This window comes from Klenkia soli (assembly GCF_900103975.1).
Classification (GTDB): domain Bacteria; phylum Actinomycetota; class Actinomycetes; order Mycobacteriales; family Geodermatophilaceae; genus Klenkia; species Klenkia soli.
Genome location: NZ_FNIR01000007.1, coordinates 113773 through 131366, shown reverse-complemented (window position 1 = coordinate 131366; position 17594 = coordinate 113773). Strand labels below are relative to the sequence as shown.

The following is a 17594-nucleotide window of genomic DNA, read 5'->3' as shown; positions in this document are numbered from 1 at the left end:
GCGGGTCGTCGACCCGCGAGCGCGATCTCGACGGTGTGGGGCGGGCCAGCCGGCCGGTTGGTCCGCCCCACACCCGTGCCCTGACCCCTCCACCGTGTCCATCCCCCCAGCCGTGCCCCTGCTCGCCGTGCCCTGCCCGGTCGCGCCCGCCAGAGAGGTTCCGCCTTGTCGGACTTCATGAACTACCTGATCCTCGGGTTGACCCGAGGATCGATGTACGCCCTCATCGCGCTGGGCTACACGCTCGTCTACGGCGTCCTCCAGCTGATCAACTTCGCGCACAGCGAGGTGTTCATGTCCGGGGCCTTCGGCAGCTTCCTCGTCGTGAACCTCGTGGTCGGCGATGCCGGTGAGGTCTCCGGCGTCGTCGCCTTCTTCGTGATCGTGCTGGGCCTGCTCACCGGTGCGCTCACCGGGGCGATCGTGGCCTACACGCTGGAGAAGGTCGCCTACCGACCGCTGCGCAGACGGGGAGCGCCGAAGCTGGCGTTCCTGATCAGCGCCATCGGCGCCTCGTTCCTGCTGTCGCAGCTGGCCGGCAAGCTGTTCAACCGGCTGACCAACAACACGTTCCCCGACTACTTCAACGGCGACGCGACGCTGTTCACGGTCTTCGGCGCCCGGGTGACCCTGCTGCAGGTGATCATCGTGGTGTCGGCCCTGCTGCTCATGCTGTTCCTCGACCGGCTGGTCTCGGGCACCAAGCTGGGCCGCGGGATCCGAGCGGTGGCCGAGGACGCCCCGACCGCCGCGCTGATGGGCGTGAACATCGACCGCACCATCTCGCGGACGTTCATGATCGGCGGTGCCCTGGCCGGTGCCGCGGGCTTCCTCTTCGGGACGGCGTTCGTCTTCTCCAACACGATGGGCTTCATCCCCGGGATCAAGGCCTTCGCGGCCGCGGTCCTCGGCGGCATCGGCAACATCCGCGGCGCCATGATCGGTGGTCTGCTGCTGGGCGTCGCGGAGAACCTCATCCCGACCGCGCCCTGGACCGGTACCGCCTGGATCGGCATCCAGTGGACCGACGTCGTCGCGTTCGTGATCCTGATCCTGATCCTGGTGCTGCGACCGACCGGGATCCTCGGCGAGCGTCTGGGGCGTGCCGCGTGAAGAAGCTCTCCCTCCCCCCCGTGGTGGGCCGGCTGCTGGCCTGCCTGGCCGGCGGTGTCGTGCTGGCCATGATGGTCGGCACCCAGCAGGGCTCCCAGCAGGACTACGGCCTGAGCTTCCGCGAGGCCGTGCTCGACGTCCGCATCGTGTGGTTCCTGCTGCTGGGGCTGCTGGTCTTCGTCGTCATCACCTACAAGGACCTGGTCACGCCCTACCTGCAGCGGCCCGGTGTCCGCCCGCTGGTGGCCGGCGTCCTGGTGCTGATCGCGTCGTTCTTCCTGCTCACCTGGTACGACCCGTTGAGCGACGGCAAGTTCGGCGCCTTCGCCGACGCCGTCACCGGCACCCCGCAGATCGCGCCGCTGGCGCGGGCGTTCTTCGGCTGGCTGTGGCTGGTGGGGCTGATCGGCGTGCCGGTGCTGATCGCCGTGGCCATCGTGCTGCGCGTGCGGGTGCTGGCCTGGGTCGCCGCCGTGGTCGCGGTGGTCGTCGGCGTGCTGGCCGTGGTGGCCGACTCCACCGCCGGTGACTTCGCCGGCGGCATCGACCACTCCTTCGGCTCCGTGGTGGCCCTGCTGGGCTTCCTGGTGCTGGCCTTCGCCGCGGGGGTCGTGGCGCGGTCGACCAAGGAGGTCGCGACACCGACCGAGTTCCTCGAGCGCGTGATGGCCTACCGGCCGGGGCTGCCGCTGGTCGTGGTCGGCCTGGTGCTGGGGTTGCTCTCCCTCACCGGGGCCACCTGGCTGGCCCCCACGGGGGACAACCTGACCCTGGTCGACACATCGGCCCTGTTCGAGGGCTCCGACCTGGACGGCCTGTCCGCGGCGGTGCTGGGCTGGTTGGCCTACGTGCTCCTCGTGGTCGTCCTGGCCGCCGCCGGCGCCGCGGTCTGGCTGCGGTCCAAGCCGCTGGGCCTCGCCGCCGCCGGGCTGGCCGTGGTGTCGGTCCTCCTGGTGCTGATCACCCTGCACGGCATCAGCAGCACCGCCGCCGAGGCCGGGTACGGCAGCGGCGACGGTCCGTGGCAGAACCTGGGCACCGGCGGTTGGGTGCTGTGCATCGGGCTGTTCCTCATCGGCGCCGGCGCCGTGGTGGCCGCGCTGCAGGACGTCCTCCCGGCCACGGCGGCGGTCAGCTCCGACGCCGCCCCGGTGACCGGCTCCGGTCGGCTGCACGCCGCCGCGCGCTCGACCACCGGGCGCAGCCTCGCGCTGTTCGCGGTGGGTCTGGCGCTGTTCTACCCGCCGACGGCCAACCAGTTCTGGCAGCAGTCGCTGACCACCACCATCGGGGTCTACGTCCTGCTGGCGGTGGGCCTGAACGTGGTCATCGGGTGGGCCGGCCTGCTCGACCTCGGGTTCATCGCCTTCTACGCGATCGGCTCGTACACGACCGCCTACCTGACCGGCTCGCTGCCGGTGCAGCCGCCGTCCTGGCTGCTGCTGTCGCCGCTGTGGGCGATCCCGGTGGCCATCCTGATCTGCCTGATCGCCGGAGTCCTGCTGGGTGCACCGACGCTGCGGCTGCGCGGTGACTACCTGGCCATCGTCACCCTGGGCTTCGGCGAGATCATCCGCATCGTCGCGGTGAACAACCCGGGGGAGTTCACCAACGGCCCCCGCGGTGTCGCCACCCCGGTGCCGCACCCGGTGATCGACCTGGGCTTCATCCGGATCGAGTGGGGCAACAGCTCGCTGCAGTACTGGTACCTGCTGCTGATCCTGCTGGCGATCGTGCTGATCTTCTTCTACCGGCTCGAGGGTTCCCGGTTGGGCCGCTCGTGGGCCGCGGTGCGCGAGGACGAGGTCGCCGCCCAGGCCACCGGGGTGAACACCACCCGGGTCAAGCTGCTGGCCTTCGCCATCGGCGCCTCGACCTCGGGCCTGGCCGGTGTGTTCTTCGGCAGCCAGGTGGGGTACTTCAACCCGCAGAACTTCGTGCTGAACAACTCGATCCTCATCGTGGCCTACGTGGTCTTCGGCGGCATGGGTTCGCTGGTCGGGGCCATCGCCGGCGCCGCGGCGCTGACCTGGCTGCCGGAGTTCCTCCGCGACCAGGTGCCGGCCGAGGACCGCACGATGTGGATCGGCGCAGTGCTGCTGGTCATGATGATCTTCCGTCCGCAGGGGCTGATCCCGGCCCGGCGGCGCAAGGCGGAGCTGACCGGCCTCGCCGGTCACGACGGTTCGGTACGGCCGGGCATCCAGGCCGTGCCGGCCAGCGAAGGGACGTGAGGCGACCGTGACGACAGCGACGACCACGCCGGCCGGGAAGGCGCCGGCCGACGAGCTGGTGTTCGACGTCCGGGGCATCACCCTGCGCTTCGGCGGGGTGACCAGCCTCAACGACGTCTCCCTGCAGATGCGCCGGGGCGAGATCCTCGCCGTCATCGGGCCGAACGGGGCGGGCAAGACCTCGCTCTTCAACTCCCTGACCGGGGTCTACACCCCGCAGGAGGGCGAGGTCCTGGTGGCCGCGCGGTCCGGTGACGAGCCGGTGAGCGTGCTGGGCAAGAAGACCCACGTGGTCAACCACCTCGGGGTGGCCCGCACCTTCCAGAACATCCGGCTGTTCTCCGCGCTCACCGCGTTGGAGAACGTCAAGGTGGGCATCGAGACGCGGCAGAAGTCCGGCCCGATCTCGGCGATGCTCGGCCTGCCCTGGCAGCGCCGGGAGGAGAAGGACTCCACCGCGAAGGCCTACCAGCTGCTGGACCGGGTCGGCCTGGCCGGCCGGGCCAACGAGCTGGCCGGGTCGCTCGCCTACGGCGAGCAGCGGCGGCTGGAGATCGCCCGGGCCCTCGGCACGGGGCCCGGGGTGATCCTGCTCGACGAGCCGGCCGCCGGGACCAACCCGGTCGAGAAGCGCGAGCTGGCCGCGCTCATCCAGCAGATCAACGCCGACGGCGTGGCCGTTCTCCTCATCGAGCACGACATGAAGCTGGTCATGAGCGTCGCCCACCGCATCCTCGTGCTGAACTTCGGCCAGCGGATCGCGGAGGGCACGCCCGAGCAGATCCAGCGCGACCCGGCCGTCGTCGCGGCCTACCTCGGCACGTCCGAGGAGGACGCCGAGACCGAGCTGGCCACGCACGACCAGCCCGAGCTGCAGCGCATCGACCTCTCCGGCGACCCGTTGCACGAGGCGTCCACCACCGAGCAGTCCGAGGGATCCGGGGCCACGGCCGCGGGGGAGAAGGGTGGCCCGGCATGAGCCAGCACGCCGCGGGCAACGACGGCCCGGCCCAGCGCGAGCCGCTGGGCGGGACGCTGCTCGACGTGGTCGACCTGCAGGTCCGCTACGGGGCGATCACCGCGATCAAGGGGATCTCCTTCCACGTCCGCGAGCGCGAGATCGTCGCGCTGCTCGGCGCCAACGGGGCCGGCAAGACCACGACCCAGAAGACGGTGTCGGGCATGCTCCGGCCCTCGGTCGGGTCGATCACCTTCGCCGGTCAGCGCATCGACGGCATCCCGCCGCACGAGCTGATCGACCTCGGCGTGTGCCACGTCCCCGAGGGCCGGCACGTCTTCCCCCGCATGACGGTGGAGGAGAACCTCGAGATGGGGGCGTTCCGGTTCCGGTCCCCGGACCGCGACCTGCTCGCCCACGTGCTCGACCTGTTCCCGCGTCTCAAGGAGCGGTTCAGCCAGCAGGCCGGCACGCTCTCCGGCGGTGAGCAGCAGATGCTGGCCATCGGGCGGGCACTCATGGGCAAGCCCCGGCTGCTGCTGCTCGACGAGCCCTCGATGGGTCTGGCCCCGCTGATCGTCGAGCAGATCTTCCAGATCGTGCGCGGGATCAACCAGGACGGCATGTCCGTGCTGCTCGTCGAGCAGAACGCCCGGCAGGCCCTCACGCTGGCCGACCGCGGGTACGTGCTCGAGACCGGCGAGCTCGTGCTGTCCGGCACCGGCCGGGAGCTGCTGTCCGACGACCGCATCCGCGCTGCCTACCTCGGCGAGGAGCTGGCCTCCTAGCGCGATCGGCCGGCCGTCAGCCCTCCGTGACCAGGCAGGTCAGGCGGGCGCTGGCGGTCGGCCGGCCGGCGTCGTCGGCCATCTCGATGCGGAACGTGGCCAGGGTGCGGCCACGGCGCACCGGCGTGCAGACGGCGGTGACGGTGCCCTCGGTGGCCCCCCGCAGGTACGAGACGTTCAGCTCGATGCCGACCACCTGCCGCCCGGCTCCGGCGTGCAGCGCCGCCGCCCACGAGCCGACCGTCTCGGCCAGCGCGCAGGTGGCCCCGCCGTGGAGGAGGCCGAAGGGCTGCTGGTTGCCCTCCACCGGGATGGTGGCCACCAGCCGGTCGGGGTCGTAGTCGGTGATGACGATGCCGAGCTTGGCGTCCAGCGGGCTCAGGTCGGCGGGGGCCCAGTCGGGGCGGGGAGTGCTCACCCGCGGGACGGTAGCGGTGGTCGGGCCTCAGCCCAGCACGAGCCAGGCGGCGGCCAGCACGCCCGCCGACGCGGCCGCGACGCGCACCGAGTCCACCCGCAGCAGCCTGCGGTGGGCTGCGGCGTCCCAGCCGGCGTCCAGCACCCGGTGCAGGGGCACCGCACCCAGCGCGGTCACCCCCAGGACGACGGCCAGGCAGGCCGCGCCCACCACGACCGGCCCGGCGGGGGCCTCGCCGCGCAGGACCAGCACCAGCAGCCAGAGCGTGGTGACCCCCTGGCCGACGAACAGCGGCCCCACCACCCGGGTGACCCTGCGCTGGTGGGCCCGCTCGTAGGCCGCGAAGCCCGGCCCCACGCCGGCGAACTGGGGGTAGACGAGCACGCGGACGGTCCACTGGAACCCGGCGTAGGCCGCGACGAGCACCAGGTGGACGACGGTCAGCAGCATCGGGCCCATGACAGCACGCCGCCGGCGGCCCTGCGCGGGACGGCGACCGTCCGGGATCGTCGTACCGCGGTCCTAAGCTGGCGGGCGATGTCCGCTCCGGTCTCCACCCCCGCGTCCACGTCCCCCGACAGCACCCCTGGCGGCGCCCGCCCGCAGTTGCTGCTGCTGGACGGCCACTCGCTGGCCTACCGGGCGTTCTTCGCGCTGCCGGTCGAGAACTTCTCGACCACCACGGGCCAGCCGACCAACGCCGTGTACGGCTTCACGTCGATGCTGATCAACGTGCTGCGCGACGAGGCGCCCACCCACCTGGCGGTGGCCTTCGACGTCGGCCGCAAGACCTTCCGCAGCGAGATCTTCGCCGAGTACAAGGCCAACCGGTCCGAGAGCCCCACCGACTTCCGCGGGCAGGTCAGCCTCATCCAGGAGGTCCTGGCCGCGCTGCACGTGCCGGTGCTCACCGCCGAGGGCTTCGAGGCCGACGACGTCATCGCCACCCTCACCGTGCAGGCCGTCGAGTCGGGCATGGACGTGCTGATCTGCACCGGCGACCGCGACGCCCTGCAGCTGGTCAACGAGCACGTCACGGTGCTCTACCCCCGCAAGGGCGTCTCCGACCTCACCCGGTTCACCCCCGACGCCGTCGAGGAGAAGTACGGGTTGAGCCCGGTGCAGTACCCCGACTTCGCCGCCCTGCGCGGCGACCCGTCCGACAACCTGCCCGGCATCCCGAGCGTGGGGGAGAAGACCGCCGCCAAGTGGGTCCGGGAGTACGGGTCGCTCGACGCCCTCGTCGACCAGGTCGACACCGTCAAGGGCAAGGTCGGCGAGAAGCTGCGCGAGCACCTGTCCTCGGTGCTGCAGAACCGGCGGCTCACCGAGCTCGACCGCTCGGTGGCCCTCGAGCTGCACCCGGTCGACCTGGCGGTGCAGCCGTGGGACCGCACCGAGGTGCACACCCTGTTCGACAACCTGCAGTTCCGGGTGCTGCGCGACCGGCTGTTCGCCACGCTGTCCAGCGCCGAGCCCGAGGTCGACGGCGGCATCGACGTCACCGTCGACGACGTCGCCCCCGGCGAGCTGGGCGGGTGGCTGGCCGGCCACGGCCGGAAGGGCCACACCGGCATCGTGTTCCGGGGCACCTGGGGCCGCGGCACCGGTGAGCTCACCGGCATCGCGCTGGCCGCCGCCGACGACCACACCGTCTTCGTCGACCTCGGCCCCGAGCTCGACGTCGCCGACGAGCAGGCGCTCGCCGCCTGGTTGGCCGACCCGACCGCCCGCAAGGTCGTGCACGAGGAGAAGGGCCCGCTGCTGGCCGTCTGGGCCCGGGGCTGGGAGCTCGAGGGCGAGGTCAGCGACACCGCCCTGGCCGCCTACCTGGCCCTGCCCGGCCAGCGGTCGTTCGACCTGGGCGACCTCGCCGTGCGGTACCTCCGGCGCGAGCTCGCCGAGAGCGCCCCGGTCGAGCAGCAGCTGACCCTGGACGGCATGGGCCCGACCGAGGAGGACGTCGCCCGCGAGGCCGCCGTCGCCGACGCCCGCAAGGCCGTGGCCGTCAACGACCTCTCCGACGCCCTCGAGCAGCTGCTGGGCCAGAAGGGCGGCGACCAGCTGCTCACCGACCTCGAGCTGCCGCTGACCAAGGTGCTGGCCCGCATGGAGCAGCGGGGCATCGCCGCCGACCTCGACCTGCTGCACGACCTGCAGTCCGAGTTCGCCGGCAAGGTGTCCGAGGCCGCCGCCGACGCCTACGAGGCCATCGGCACCGAGATCAACCTGGGCTCGCCCAAGCAGCTGCAGGCGGTGCTGTTCGACCAGCTCGGCCTGCCCAAGACCAAGAAGAACAAGACCGGCTACACCACCGACGCCGACGCGCTGGCCTGGCTGCAGGAGACCAGCCCGCACCCGTTCCTCGAGGCGCTGCTGCGCCACCGCGACGTCACCCGGCTGCGCACGGTCATCGACGGCCTCATCCCGATGGTCGACGACGCCGGCCGCATCCACACCACGTTCCAGCAGACCATCGCCGCCACCGGCCGGTTGTCCTCCACCGACCCCAACCTGCAGAACATCCCGATCCGCTCCGCCGAGGGCCGCCGCATCCGGCAGGCCTTCGTCGTGGGCGGCGGCTACGAGTCGCTGATGACCGCCGACTACAGCCAGATCGAGATGCGGATCATGGCCCACCTCTCCGAGGACGCCGGGCTGATCGAGGCCTTCACGTCGGGGGAGGACCTGCACACCTTCGTCGCCGCCCGCGCCTTCGACATCCCCATCGAGTCCGTCGACCCCGAGATGCGCCGCCGGATCAAGGCCATGAGCTACGGCCTGGCGTACGGGCTGTCGGCCTACGGGCTCTCCCAGCAGCTCAAGATCACACCCGAGGAGGCCCGGGTGCAGATGCAGGCCTACTTCGAGCGGTTCGGCGGCATCCGCGACTACCTCGACACCGTCGTCGACGACGCCCGGCAGACCGGCTACACGCAGACCACCATGGGCCGCCGCCGCTACCTGCCCGACCTCACCAGCGACAACAAGCAGCGCCGCGACATGGCCGAGCGCATGGCCCTCAACGCCCCCATCCAGGGCTCGGCCGCCGACGTCATCAAGGTGGCCATGCTGCGCGTCGAACGCGGCATCGCCGAGCGGGGGCTGTCCAGCCGCATGCTGCTGCAGGTCCACGACGAACTGGTGCTCGAGGTCGCCCCGGGCGAGCGCGAGCAGCTCGAGGAGCTCGTCCGCACCGAGATGGCCGGCGCCGCCGACCTGTCGGTGTCCCTCGACGTCAGCGTCGGCGTCGGCCAGAGCTGGGACCAGGCGGCGCACTGAGCTGGATCGTCGTCCTCCGGACTCCAACCGCGGCCAGGAGCCGTGCCCCGGGGGCGACGAGCGCAGCTGTCCCGCCTCGGCGAGGGGCGCTCGTGCCTCGGCCCCTCCCCTCGGCGGGTACTGGGCGAGCCGTTCCTCGGGGACCCTGCGGGCCCCGCTCGTCGCGGCTCAGGGGAATGATGCGGTCATGGGTGTCGTGGACCGTCTTGCGTCTCGGTTGTTGAAGCTGCCGGCGGTCACCTCGGGGTACACCGTCGACCGTGGGTTGAGGGTTCCGATGCGGGACGGGGTCGAGCTGCTCGCCGACCACTACGTGCCCACCGGCACCCCGCTGGGCACGCTGCTGGTGCGCGGGCCCTACGGGCGGGCGTTCCCGTTCTCGCTGTTCTTCGCCACCGCCTACGCCGCCCGGGGTTACCACGTGGTCTTCCAGAGCGTCCGCGGCACCTACGGGTCCGGTGACGATTTCCAGCCCATGTTCCGCGAGGTCGACGACGGCGCCGACACCGTCGCCTGGCTCCGCGAGCAGCCGTGGTTCACCGGCACCTTCGGCACCGTCGGGCTGTCCTACCTCGGCTTCACCCAATGGGCGCTGCTGGCCGACCCGCCGCCCGAGCTCGTCGCCTCGGTGGTCCTGGTCGGGCCGCACGACTTCTCCCGCGCCACCTGGGGCACCGGGGCCTTCACCGTCAACGACTTCCTCGGCTGGAGCGACATGGTCGCCCACCAGGAGGACCCGGGACGGCTGCGCGGGCTGGTCCGCCAGCTCACCGGCGCCCGTCGGCTGGGCCCCGCCCTCGATGCCCTCCCGCTGCGGGCCGCCGGCGAGCGTCTGCTGGCCGGCCGTGGCCGCTGGTACGGCGACTGGGTCGGCCACCCCGACCGCACCGACCCCTGGTGGGCGCCGGTCCAGCTCGGGCACGCACTGGAGAACGTGACCACCCCGGTGCTGCTGATCGGCGGCTGGCAGGACCTCTTCCTGGACCAGACCCTCGACCAGTACTCGAGGTTGAGGGATCGCGGGGTCGACGTCGGTCTGACGGTGGGTCCCTGGACCCACGTCGAGACCTTGTCGAAGGGCGGCGGGCTGGTCACCCGGGAATCCCTCGACTGGCTCGGTGAGCACCTCGCCGGCACCGGCCCCCGCCGGCGGCAGGCACCCGTGCACGTCCGGGTCACCGGCACCGGCGAGTGGCGTCACCTGCTCAGCTGGCCACCGGCCACCACCGAGCGCACCCTGCTGCTGGCCGACCGGGGCCGGCTGTCCGACACCGCCGCCGGCCCGGGTGCCGCAGCGGCCACGTTCACCAGCGACCCGGCCACCCCCACCCCGAGCTTCGGCGGCCGGCTGCTGGACGACCGCAGCGGTGGCTACACCGACGACACCGCGCTCGGCGCCCGGGACGACGTCGCCTGCTGGCTGTCCGACCCGTTGCCCGCCGCCCTCGAGGTGCTGGGCGCACCGGTCGTGGAGCTCCAGCACGGCAGCGACGTCCCGCACGTCGACGTCGCCGTCCGGCTGTCCGAGGTGGACCGGCGGGGCCGGTCCCGCAACGTCTCCGACGGGTACGTGCGGCTGGTCCCCGGCGACGCCGGGACCACCCCCGAGGGCGGTTCCGTGCGCCTGCAGCTGGACCCGGTCGCGCACCGGTTCGCGGCCGGGTCGCGGCTGCGGGTGGTGGTGGCCGGCTCGTCGCACCCGCACTACGCGCGCAACACCGGCACCGGCGAGCCACCGGCGACGGCGGTCCGCACCGTGGTCTCCACCCGCACGGTGGCGGTGGCCGGCGGGGTGTCGCGGCTGGTGCTGCCGGTCAGCCCGTGAGGTCGCACACCAGGATCAGCGTCCCGGGGACGAGCGCCCCCCGCGCGGCCGACCACTGACCCCAGGTCGCGGTGCGTCCCGGGGTCCACTCGGGCTCGACCAGGTCGGTCAGCACGTACCCCGCGGCGACGACGTCGCGGACCCAGTCGCCCACCGTCCGGTGGTGCTCGACGTAGACGACGCTCCCGGCGCCGTCGGTCTCCACGTAGGGGGTGCGGTCGAAGTACGAGCCCACCACCGTGAGGTCGGCCGGGTCGGGGGAGTCGGGGAACGGCCACCGCAGCGGGTGGTTCACCGAGGCCACGAACCGTCCGCCGGGCCGCAGCACCCGGGCCACCTCGCGCAGCGCACCCCGGGCGTCGGCCACGAACGGCAGGCCGCCGAAGGCGGAGCAGGCCAGGTCGACGCTGCCGTCGGCGAGCGGCAGGGCCCCGACGTCGGCCTGCAGCAGGGCGGGGGCGAGCCCGGTGCCGGCGTTGAGCTCGCGGGCGCGGGCGAGCATCCCGGCCGACAGGTCGAACGCGACCACCCGGGCCCCGGCGGCGGTCAACCAGCGCGCGCAGGGCGCCGAGCCGCAGCCGACCTCGAGCACCCGGCGACCGGCGACGTCCCCCAGCAGGCCGGCGTCGGCCTCGCGCAGGCCCTCCGGGCCCCACAGGAAGTCGGCGTCGCCCAGGTCGGCCCCGTGCTCCGCCAGGTACGCGGGCGCGGCGGCGTCCCACCAGCCGCGGTTGGCCCGGACGGACTCCGCCTCGGACACCTCCCGCCGCTCGACGCCACCGGCCAGCGGGTAACCGTCGGAGGCCAACGGCAGGGAGGCGGGCACCGGCCGATGGTGGCACGGGCGCGGGAGGCCACGGTGCGGTCGGGTGGGAGGGGCTCGGTGGACCCGTCCGAGCCGGGTACGTACCATGGGGTGTGCGCCTGAGGTCTGCGGTGCCGGCGGTCCCCGGACCGCCCTGCCCACCTCTCCCGTGAACCCCCGCCCCGGCCAGTGCGGCCGGGGTACGTCCCTGTCCCTCCACACCCCCCGTCCGGAGCACTCGACCACATGACCTCCACCCAGGTCCGTCCCGACAGCACCACCACGCCGCAGGTCGCCATCAACGACATCGGCACCGCGGAGGACTTCCTCGCGGCCATCGACCTGACGATCAAGTACTTCAACGACGGCGACATCGTCGAAGGCGTCATCGTCAAGGTCGACCGCGACGAGGTGCTGCTGGACATCGGCTACAAGACCGAGGGCGTCATCCCCTCGCGCGAGCTCTCCATCAAGCACGACGTCGACCCCAACGAGGTCGTCAAGGTCGGCGACGAGGTGGAAGCCCTCGTCCTCCAGAAGGAGGACAAGGAAGGCCGCCTGATCCTGTCCAAGAAGCGCGCGCAGTACGAGCGGGCGTGGGGCACGATCGAGGCGAAGAAGGAAGCCGACGAGGTCGTCACCGGCACCGTCATCGAGGTCGTCAAGGGCGGCCTGATCCTCGACATCGGCCTGCGCGGGTTCCTCCCCGCCTCGCTGGTCGAGATGCGTCGGGTCCGCGACCTGCAGCCCTACGTGGGCCGCGAGCTCGAGGCCAAGATCATCGAGCTGGACAAGAACCGCAACAACGTGGTCCTGTCCCGCCGCCAGTGGCTGGAGCAGACCCAGTCCGAGGTGCGCAGCGAGTTCCTCAACAAGCTCGCCAAGGGCCAGGTCCGCACCGGTCAGGTCTCCTCGATCGTCAACTTCGGTGCCTTCGTGGACCTGGGCGGCGTCGACGGCCTGGTGCACGTCTCCGAGCTGTCCTGGAAGCACATCGACCACCCGTCCGAGGTCGTCGAGGTGGGCCAGGAGGTCACCGTCGAGGTCCTCGACGTCGACCTGGACCGCGAGCGCGTCTCCCTGTCGCTGAAGGCGACCCAGGAGGACCCGTGGCGTCAGTTCGCCCGCACGCACCAGATCGGGCAGGTCGTGCCCGGCAAGGTCACCAAGCTGGTGCCCTTCGGTGCGTTCGTGCGCGTCGACGAGGGCATCGAGGGCCTGGTGCACATCTCCGAGCTGGCCGAGCGCCACGTCGAGATCCCGGAGCAGGTCGCCCAGGTCGGCGACGAGATCCTGGTCAAGGTCATCGACATCGACCTCGACCGTCGTCGCATCTCGCTGTCGCTGAAGCAGGCCAACGAGGGCGTCATCGCCGAGGACGACCAGTTCGACCCGGCCGCCTACGGCATGGCCGCGTCGTACGACGAGCAGGGGAACTACGTGTACCCCGAGGGCTTCGACTCCGACACCGGCGAGTGGCGCGAGGGCTTCGACAGCCAGCGCGAGGAGTGGGAGCGGCAGTACGCCGAGGCCCAGGCCCGCTTCGAGGCGCACCAGAAGCAGATCGTCGCGGCCCGCGAGGCCGACGCCGAGGCTGCCGCCGGTGGCAGCTACTCCAGCGACGCCCCCGAGTCGGACTCCGGTCCGGCTGCCAGCACCGGTGCCCCGTCCTCGGGCGGCGGCACGCTGGCCTCCGACGAGGCGCTGGCCGCGCTGCGGGCCAAGCTCGCCGGCGGCGAGTGACCTCACCGACTGCATGACAGTGCGCCGTCCACCCCTCCGGGTGGGCGGCGCACTGTCGTCGGTGGGGCTGCTGTGCCTGCTGGGGGTGTCGGGGTGCGCCGGGTTCGCCGGCGCGACACCTGCACCGCCCAGCACCACCGCGCCGACGACGACCACGACCGCGAGGACGACGACGGCGCCGGCCTACACGTTGCCGGAGACCTGCGCCGGCCTGCTCACCGTCAGCCAGGTGTCCGACGCCCTCGGCGCGCGCCTGCCCGGCACGACCACCTACGTGGTGGGTGAGGCGGAGCCCGGCATCGGCCGCACCGGACGGGTGACCTGCGGCTACGGCGTCACACCCGCCACCGCCACCGCCGGTGCCAGCGACCCGATCCTCGAGGTGTCGGTGTTCACCTACACCGACCCCGGTGCGGCTGCCGCCCGGGTCGAGGCCCTCGTCGCCGCTCGCCGGGCCGAGGGGGAGGCCAGCGGGGCCGCCGCCGTCCCGGGCGCCGACGCCGTCCTGCTGACGGGTCCGGCCGAGACCACCCTGGTGGCCACCGTGGACTCCCGGACCTACGCGCTCACCCTGGTGCCCGGGTTGCTCGACGCCCCGGCCACCCGCACGGCCCTCGAGACCCTCGCCTCGGTGGCTGCGGGTACGACGACGTCCCCGTCGGCCGGGCGGCCAGCGGGGACGTCGTCGAGCGCACCGACCGGCTGATCGCCGGTCGGTGCGTCAGAGGCTGAGGATGATCGCGAAGGCCGAGCGCGGTCGGCCCCCGGCGTTGCTCAGGAAGTCCCACGTGTGGCGGCCGGTGGGCACCGACGGCAGCAGGGCGCGCAGCAGGGCCACCAGGCCCGTGCGGGGGGTGCTGGACCGCTCCAGGCGGACCGCCACGGCCGGCAGCTCCGAGCAGCGGACACCGCCGGGTACGTCGAGGCGGTGCCGACCCGGAGTGCGGCGGCCGGCGGCCGACGTCGGGGACTCCAGCGTCGTGGAACGGGACATGGTCGTGCCTACCTCTCTGCGGTGGCGCCCTCGGTCGGGGAGGGAGGGAAGGCGTCAGCGAGGAACCTAGGTCGTGTGACGGGTGGGACTGGTGCGACGCGCCGGACCGCTGGGGTCCGACGACGTGTCGTCACCGGATCGTGACCTGGGCCGGCGATGGACCGGGCGTGGCCCCCGTGTGCGAGGGTCGCGGCATGCTGAGGATCGGGTTGACCGGGGGCATCGGGTCGGGCAAGAGCACCGTCGCGGCACTGCTCGTCGAGCACGGCGCACGGCTGGTGGACGCCGACCGGATCGCCCGCGAGGTGGTCGAGCCGGGCACCCCGGGGCTGGCGGCCGTGGTGGCGGCGTTCGGCGAGGGGGTGCTGACCGCGGACGGGGCCCTGGACCGCCCGGCCCTGGCCGCCGTCGTGTTCGCCGACCCCGCCCAGCGGGCGCGCCTGGACGCGGTCGTGCACCCGCTGGTGCGGGCCCGCGCCGCCGAACTGGTGGCGGCCGCGCCGGACCGGGCGGTCGTCGTCCAGGACGTGCCGCTGCTGGTCGAGACCGGGCAGGCCGGGTCGTTCGACCTCGTCCTGGTCGTGCAGGCCGCGCTGGAGGTGCGTCTGGTCCGGCTGGTCGAGCGGGGGATGACCCGGGAGGACGCCCTGGCCCGGATCGCCGGTCAGGCCACGGACGAGCAGCGCACCGCCGTCGCGGACGTGGTCGTGGTCAACGACGGGACCCGGGAGGAGCTCGCGGCCCAGGTGGAGGAGTTCTGGCGGCAGCGGGTCGCCGGCCGGGCCTGAGGACGACGACGGCCCCGGAGCTGCTGCTCCGGGGCCGTCGTGTGCGTGGGCGATACTGGGATCGAACCAGTGACCTCTTCCGTGTCAGGGAAGCGCGCTACCGCTGCGCCAATCGCCCGTGCTGTTCGGTTGTCCTGCTCGTTCCGGTGGCCCCCGCCTCGATCACGCCCGGGGGCCGTCGAGGTGGAGACGGGATTTGAACCCGTGTAGACGGCTTTGCAGGCCGTTGCCTCGCCTCTCGGCCACTCCACCGCACACGAGCGCTGATCCGGAGACCAGCGCTCGTGTCCGAGCGGATGACGGGATTCGAACCCGCGACCCTCACCTTGGCAAGGTGATGCTCTACCACTGAGCCACATCCGCAGTGCATGGACAACTCTAGACGACCCTCCGGAGGCATCTGCACAGGGGGGTCGCCGGGGGGTGTCCGGCAGGTGAACGCCCAGGTCAGACCCTCATCGGCCGTCGGCCTCGGGTCGGTCGCGGTCCAGCAGCGCGACGAGCTCGGGCTCGACGTCGACGGCGTCGGCCTCGTGGCCCAGGGGCACCAACCGCTCGGTGTCGGCCACGAAGCCGGCCAGCACGGAGCGGGAGAGCTCGAACAGGGCGTGCCCCGACGGGGCGCGGAGCTCCAGGAACAGGACGTCGCCGGCCGTGCGTGCCGGCCACACCCGGACGTCGCCCTCGCCCGCCGGGCGGGTCAGCCCCGCGTGCAGCAGCTCCCGGGCCACGAGCCACTCCACGCCCTCGTCCTCGGGGCGGGTGCGCCCGCCGAACCGGATGCGGACCGCGAAGGGGTCGCCGGAGTCGTACCCGAGGGTCGCCGACACCTCGGTCCACGAGGTCGGGCCGACCAGCTGCAGCGTCGCCCGGGTCGAGCAACCCGGCATCACAGGACTCGCCATGCCCGCACAACGACCGGCCGCCGGGGAGGTCACGGGTCGTGGGGGCGTGTCGCGGCCACACCCGCACGGGTGTGCCGGAGCGGCGGATGAACCGCGGGAGCCCCCGCCGACGAACGTGACGTGTGACCATGGGACTCGTGACCCGACCCCCGAGGCGTGCGGAGGACCCGGCGGCCGACGCCGAACTCGTGCGCCGCGTCAAGGCGGGCGACCGCGGGGCGATCGACGACCTCTACGACCGGTTCCGGCGACCGGCGTTCGCGCTGGCCCGGCGGGTGCTGTCCGACGACACGCTCGCCGAGGACGTCCTCCAAGACGTCTTCCTCGCCGTGTGGAAGGACCCCGGCGCCTTCGACGGCGCCCGGGGGAGCTTCGCGTCGTGGCTGCTGGCGATGGTGCACCACAAGGCCGTCGACGCCGTCCGCCGCGAGGAGTCCCACCGGCGTCGCCAGACGCGCGCCGAGGACGACCTGCGGCTCAGCGAGCCGACCGCCAACCGCGACGTCGAGGACGAGGCGGCCGACCGGGTCGCCGCGCAGCGGGTGCGGGCGGCCCTGCAGGGGTTGCCGGCCCCGCAGCGCGAGGCGTTGACGTTGGCCTACTACGGCGGGTACACCCAGCGCGAGGTGGCGGCCCTGACCGACACCCCGCTGGGCACGGTCAAGACGCGCATGCTGGCCGGGATGCGCCGGCTGAAGGAGAACCTGGGTGGCGCCGCGGCGTCGCTGGGCGCGGCGGCGGTCGAGGGAGGGACCCGATGAGCGGACGGCAGTCCCGGCGGCAGGACGCCGACCACGAGCACTACGACGAACTGGCCGTCGGCTGGGCGCTGCACGCGCTCGAGCCCGAGGACGAGGCAGGATTCGCGACCCACCTCGCCGGGTGCGCCCGGTGCGCCGCGACGGTGTCCGACGCCGCCGAGGCCATGGTCGCGATGGCCACGGACCTGCCGGGAGCCGAGCCCTCCCCGGGGCTGCGTGACCGGCTGCGCGACGCCGTGGCCTCGACCGAGCAGGTGCAGCGACCCGCCGCGGACGCCGTGCCCGAGCTGGTCGAGGAGCCCGCCCCGTCTCCTCTCCCGTCGGTCGTCGCCTTCCCCGGTCCGGCCGGTCGGGCCGCCCGTCGGCACCGCGGCCGCAGCGGGTGGCGGCGCGCGCTCCCGAACGGGCTGGTGGCGGCCGGCGTGGCCGCGATCCTGGCGCTGGGGGTCTGGAACGTCGTCCTCACCCAGGACCGCGACAGCGCGCAGGCCACCGCCGCCACGCAGGCGTCGGTGATGCAGTCGCTGCTGGCCCCGGGCCAGGTGACCGTCGCGCCCATGGAGCACGACGGCCGGACCGTGGCCACGGTCGTCGCCCGCGACGGCCAGGCGCAGGTCGTCGTGGACGGCATGACGGCCAACGACACCTCCGACAGCACCTACGTGCTGTGGGGCATGAGCGACGGGAGCCCGGTCGCCCTGGGCACGTTCGACGTCGTGGCCGACGGCGTGGACCTGCGCACCGTAGGCTCCGACGCGACCGGTCTGGACGACTACTCCGCCTACGGCATCAGCATCGAGCCCGGTCGCAGCGCTCCGTCGACCCCGACGGACATCGTGGCGAACGGGCAGGTGACCAGCTGAGCGAGACCGGGTCCGAGACGACCACCGCCGCCCGCCGACGTCCCCGGGAGACCGGGGAGGAGCGCCGCGCGCGCTACGACGGCGACGGCACCGTCAGCCTGCGCGAGCGCATCGGCC

The 17594-nt window shown here is 73.0% G+C and carries 16 protein-coding genes and 3 tRNA genes; 11 read left to right on the top strand and 8 right to left on the bottom strand.

The features are described 5' to 3' along the window. Positions 1-165: 165 nt before the first annotated feature. The 4 genes from BLS67_RS12380 to BLS67_RS12365 are packed head-to-tail and all read left to right on the top strand — an operon-like array spanning position 166 to position 5093. Positions 166-1113 (top strand): branched-chain amino acid ABC transporter permease, encoded by a 948-nt coding sequence (locus tag BLS67_RS12380; RefSeq protein WP_207500529.1) that lies wholly within the window; start codon positions 166-168, stop codon positions 1111-1113. Next, positions 1110-3347: a branched-chain amino acid ABC transporter permease gene (locus BLS67_RS24085; RefSeq protein WP_207500528.1), complete on the top strand. Its 2238-nt coding sequence runs from the start codon at positions 1110-1112 to the stop codon at positions 3345-3347. Before BLS67_RS12380 ends, BLS67_RS24085 begins: the two co-directional genes overlap by 4 nt. Positions 3348-3354: 7 nt before the next feature. After that, a complete protein-coding gene (locus BLS67_RS12370) occupies positions 3355-4326 on the top strand; it encodes an ABC transporter ATP-binding protein (RefSeq protein ID WP_207500527.1) in 972 nt (323 codons plus the stop codon). Then, complete coding sequence (locus BLS67_RS12365; protein WP_091245332.1) at positions 4323-5093, top strand: ABC transporter ATP-binding protein; 771 nt, start codon at positions 4323-4325, stop codon at positions 5091-5093. Before BLS67_RS12370 ends, BLS67_RS12365 begins: the two co-directional genes overlap by 4 nt. A gap of 16 nt (positions 5094-5109) precedes the next feature. Here the strand turns inward: BLS67_RS12365 and BLS67_RS12360 are convergent, their stop codons facing one another. Next, a complete protein-coding gene (locus BLS67_RS12360; RefSeq protein WP_091245330.1) occupies positions 5110-5511 on the bottom strand; it encodes a PaaI family thioesterase in 402 nt (133 codons plus the stop codon). A gap of 27 nt (positions 5512-5538) precedes the next feature. Further along, positions 5539-5970 carry a DUF1772 domain-containing protein gene (locus BLS67_RS12355; protein WP_242654032.1) on the bottom strand — a complete coding sequence of 144 codons (432 nt, stop codon included), beginning with the start codon at positions 5968-5970 and terminating at the stop codon, positions 5539-5541. A gap of 78 nt (positions 5971-6048) precedes the next feature. Here BLS67_RS12355 and polA point away from each other — a divergent pair, with 78 nt between their 5' ends. Together polA and BLS67_RS12345 are read left to right on the top strand one after the other, a co-directional pair. Further along, complete coding sequence (polA, locus tag BLS67_RS12350; RefSeq protein ID WP_091245328.1) at positions 6049-8793, top strand: DNA polymerase I; 2745 nt, start codon at positions 6049-6051, stop codon at positions 8791-8793. A gap of 277 nt (positions 8794-9070) precedes the next feature. After that, the gene (locus BLS67_RS12345; RefSeq protein ID WP_242654031.1) at positions 9071-10618 is read left to right on the top strand and encodes a CocE/NonD family hydrolase; all 1548 of its coding nucleotides are present in this window, start codon (positions 9071-9073) and stop codon (positions 10616-10618) included. On the opposite strand, the gene BLS67_RS12340 is transcribed toward BLS67_RS12345, so the two are convergent. After that, positions 10608-11444 carry a class I SAM-dependent methyltransferase gene (locus BLS67_RS12340; protein ID WP_242654029.1) on the bottom strand — a complete coding sequence of 279 codons (837 nt, stop codon included), beginning with the start codon at positions 11442-11444 and terminating at the stop codon, positions 10608-10610. The genes BLS67_RS12345 and BLS67_RS12340 overlap by 11 nt on opposite strands. Before the next feature lie 225 nt (positions 11445-11669). Between BLS67_RS12340 and rpsA the strand changes: the two genes are divergently transcribed. Further along, complete coding sequence (gene rpsA, locus BLS67_RS12335; RefSeq protein WP_091245321.1) at positions 11670-13166, top strand: 30S ribosomal protein S1; 1497 nt, start codon at positions 11670-11672, stop codon at positions 13164-13166. 61 nt (positions 13167-13227) lie between these two features. Continuing rightward, positions 13228-13872, top strand: coding sequence for a hypothetical protein (locus BLS67_RS12330; protein WP_131801726.1), 645 nt, complete (start codon positions 13228-13230; stop codon positions 13870-13872). Between the two features lie 15 nt (positions 13873-13887). Here the strand turns inward: BLS67_RS12330 and BLS67_RS24420 are convergent, their stop codons facing one another. Further along, the gene (locus BLS67_RS24420; RefSeq protein WP_242654028.1) at positions 13888-14049 is read right to left on the bottom strand and encodes a hypothetical protein; all 162 of its coding nucleotides are present in this window, start codon (positions 14047-14049) and stop codon (positions 13888-13890) included. 305 nt (positions 14050-14354) lie between these two features. Here BLS67_RS24420 and coaE point away from each other — a divergent pair, with 305 nt between their 5' ends. Beyond that, complete coding sequence (gene coaE / locus BLS67_RS12320; RefSeq protein WP_091245764.1) at positions 14355-14948, top strand: dephospho-CoA kinase; 594 nt, start codon at positions 14355-14357, stop codon at positions 14946-14948. Positions 14949-14994: 46 nt separating this feature from the next. On the opposite strand, the gene BLS67_RS12315 is transcribed toward coaE, so the two are convergent. From BLS67_RS12315 to BLS67_RS12300, 4 genes are all read right to left on the bottom strand, one after another. After that, positions 14995-15066, bottom strand: a tRNA-Val gene (locus BLS67_RS12315). A 63-nt stretch (positions 15067-15129) separates the two neighbouring features. Beyond that, a tRNA-Cys gene (locus BLS67_RS12310) sits at positions 15130-15200 on the bottom strand. A gap of 39 nt (positions 15201-15239) precedes the next feature. Further along, positions 15240-15311, bottom strand: a tRNA-Gly gene (locus BLS67_RS12305). 92 nt (positions 15312-15403) lie between these two features. After that, entirely contained in the window at positions 15404-15853 is a 450-nt protein-coding gene (locus tag BLS67_RS12300; protein WP_242654027.1) for an SsgA family sporulation/cell division regulator, read from the bottom strand. A 128-nt stretch (positions 15854-15981) separates the two neighbouring features. Here BLS67_RS12300 and BLS67_RS12295 point away from each other — a divergent pair, with 128 nt between their 5' ends. Together BLS67_RS12295 and BLS67_RS12290 are read left to right on the top strand one after the other, a co-directional pair. Then, the gene (locus BLS67_RS12295) at positions 15982-16614 is read left to right on the top strand and encodes a sigma-70 family RNA polymerase sigma factor (protein ID WP_242654026.1); all 633 of its coding nucleotides are present in this window, start codon (positions 15982-15984) and stop codon (positions 16612-16614) included. Next, on the top strand, positions 16611-17477 hold the full coding sequence (locus BLS67_RS12290; RefSeq protein ID WP_091245312.1) for an anti-sigma factor: 867 nt from the start codon (positions 16611-16613) through the stop codon (positions 17475-17477). Before BLS67_RS12295 ends, BLS67_RS12290 begins: the two co-directional genes overlap by 4 nt. Positions 17478-17594 lie beyond the last annotated feature (117 nt).

What these genes read in the sequence shown, in the direction of transcription:
- BLS67_RS12290 (WP_091245312.1), top strand. Translation starts at nt 16,611, where the DNA reads ATGAGCGGACGGCAGTCCCGGCGGCAGGACGCCGACCACGAGCACTAC.
- BLS67_RS12365 (WP_091245332.1), top strand. Translation starts at nt 4,323, where the DNA reads ATGAGCCAGCACGCCGCGGGCAACGACGGCCCGGCCCAGCGCGAGCCG.
- BLS67_RS12345 (WP_242654031.1), top strand. Translation starts at nt 9,071, where the DNA reads ATGCGGGACGGGGTCGAGCTGCTCGCCGACCACTACGTGCCCACCGGC.
- BLS67_RS12300 (WP_242654027.1), bottom strand. Translation starts at nt 15,853, where the DNA reads ATGGCGAGTCCTGTGATGCCGGGTTGCTCGACCCGGGCGACGCTGCAG.
- rpsA (WP_091245321.1), top strand. Translation starts at nt 11,670, where the DNA reads ATGACCTCCACCCAGGTCCGTCCCGACAGCACCACCACGCCGCAGGTC.
- coaE (WP_091245764.1), top strand. Translation starts at nt 14,355, where the DNA reads ATGCTGAGGATCGGGTTGACCGGGGGCATCGGGTCGGGCAAGAGCACC.
- BLS67_RS12295 (WP_242654026.1), top strand. Translation starts at nt 15,982, where the DNA reads ATGGGACTCGTGACCCGACCCCCGAGGCGTGCGGAGGACCCGGCGGCC.
- polA (WP_091245328.1), top strand. Translation starts at nt 6,049, where the DNA reads ATGTCCGCTCCGGTCTCCACCCCCGCGTCCACGTCCCCCGACAGCACC.
- BLS67_RS12355 (WP_242654032.1), bottom strand. Translation starts at nt 5,970, where the DNA reads ATGGGCCCGATGCTGCTGACCGTCGTCCACCTGGTGCTCGTCGCGGCC.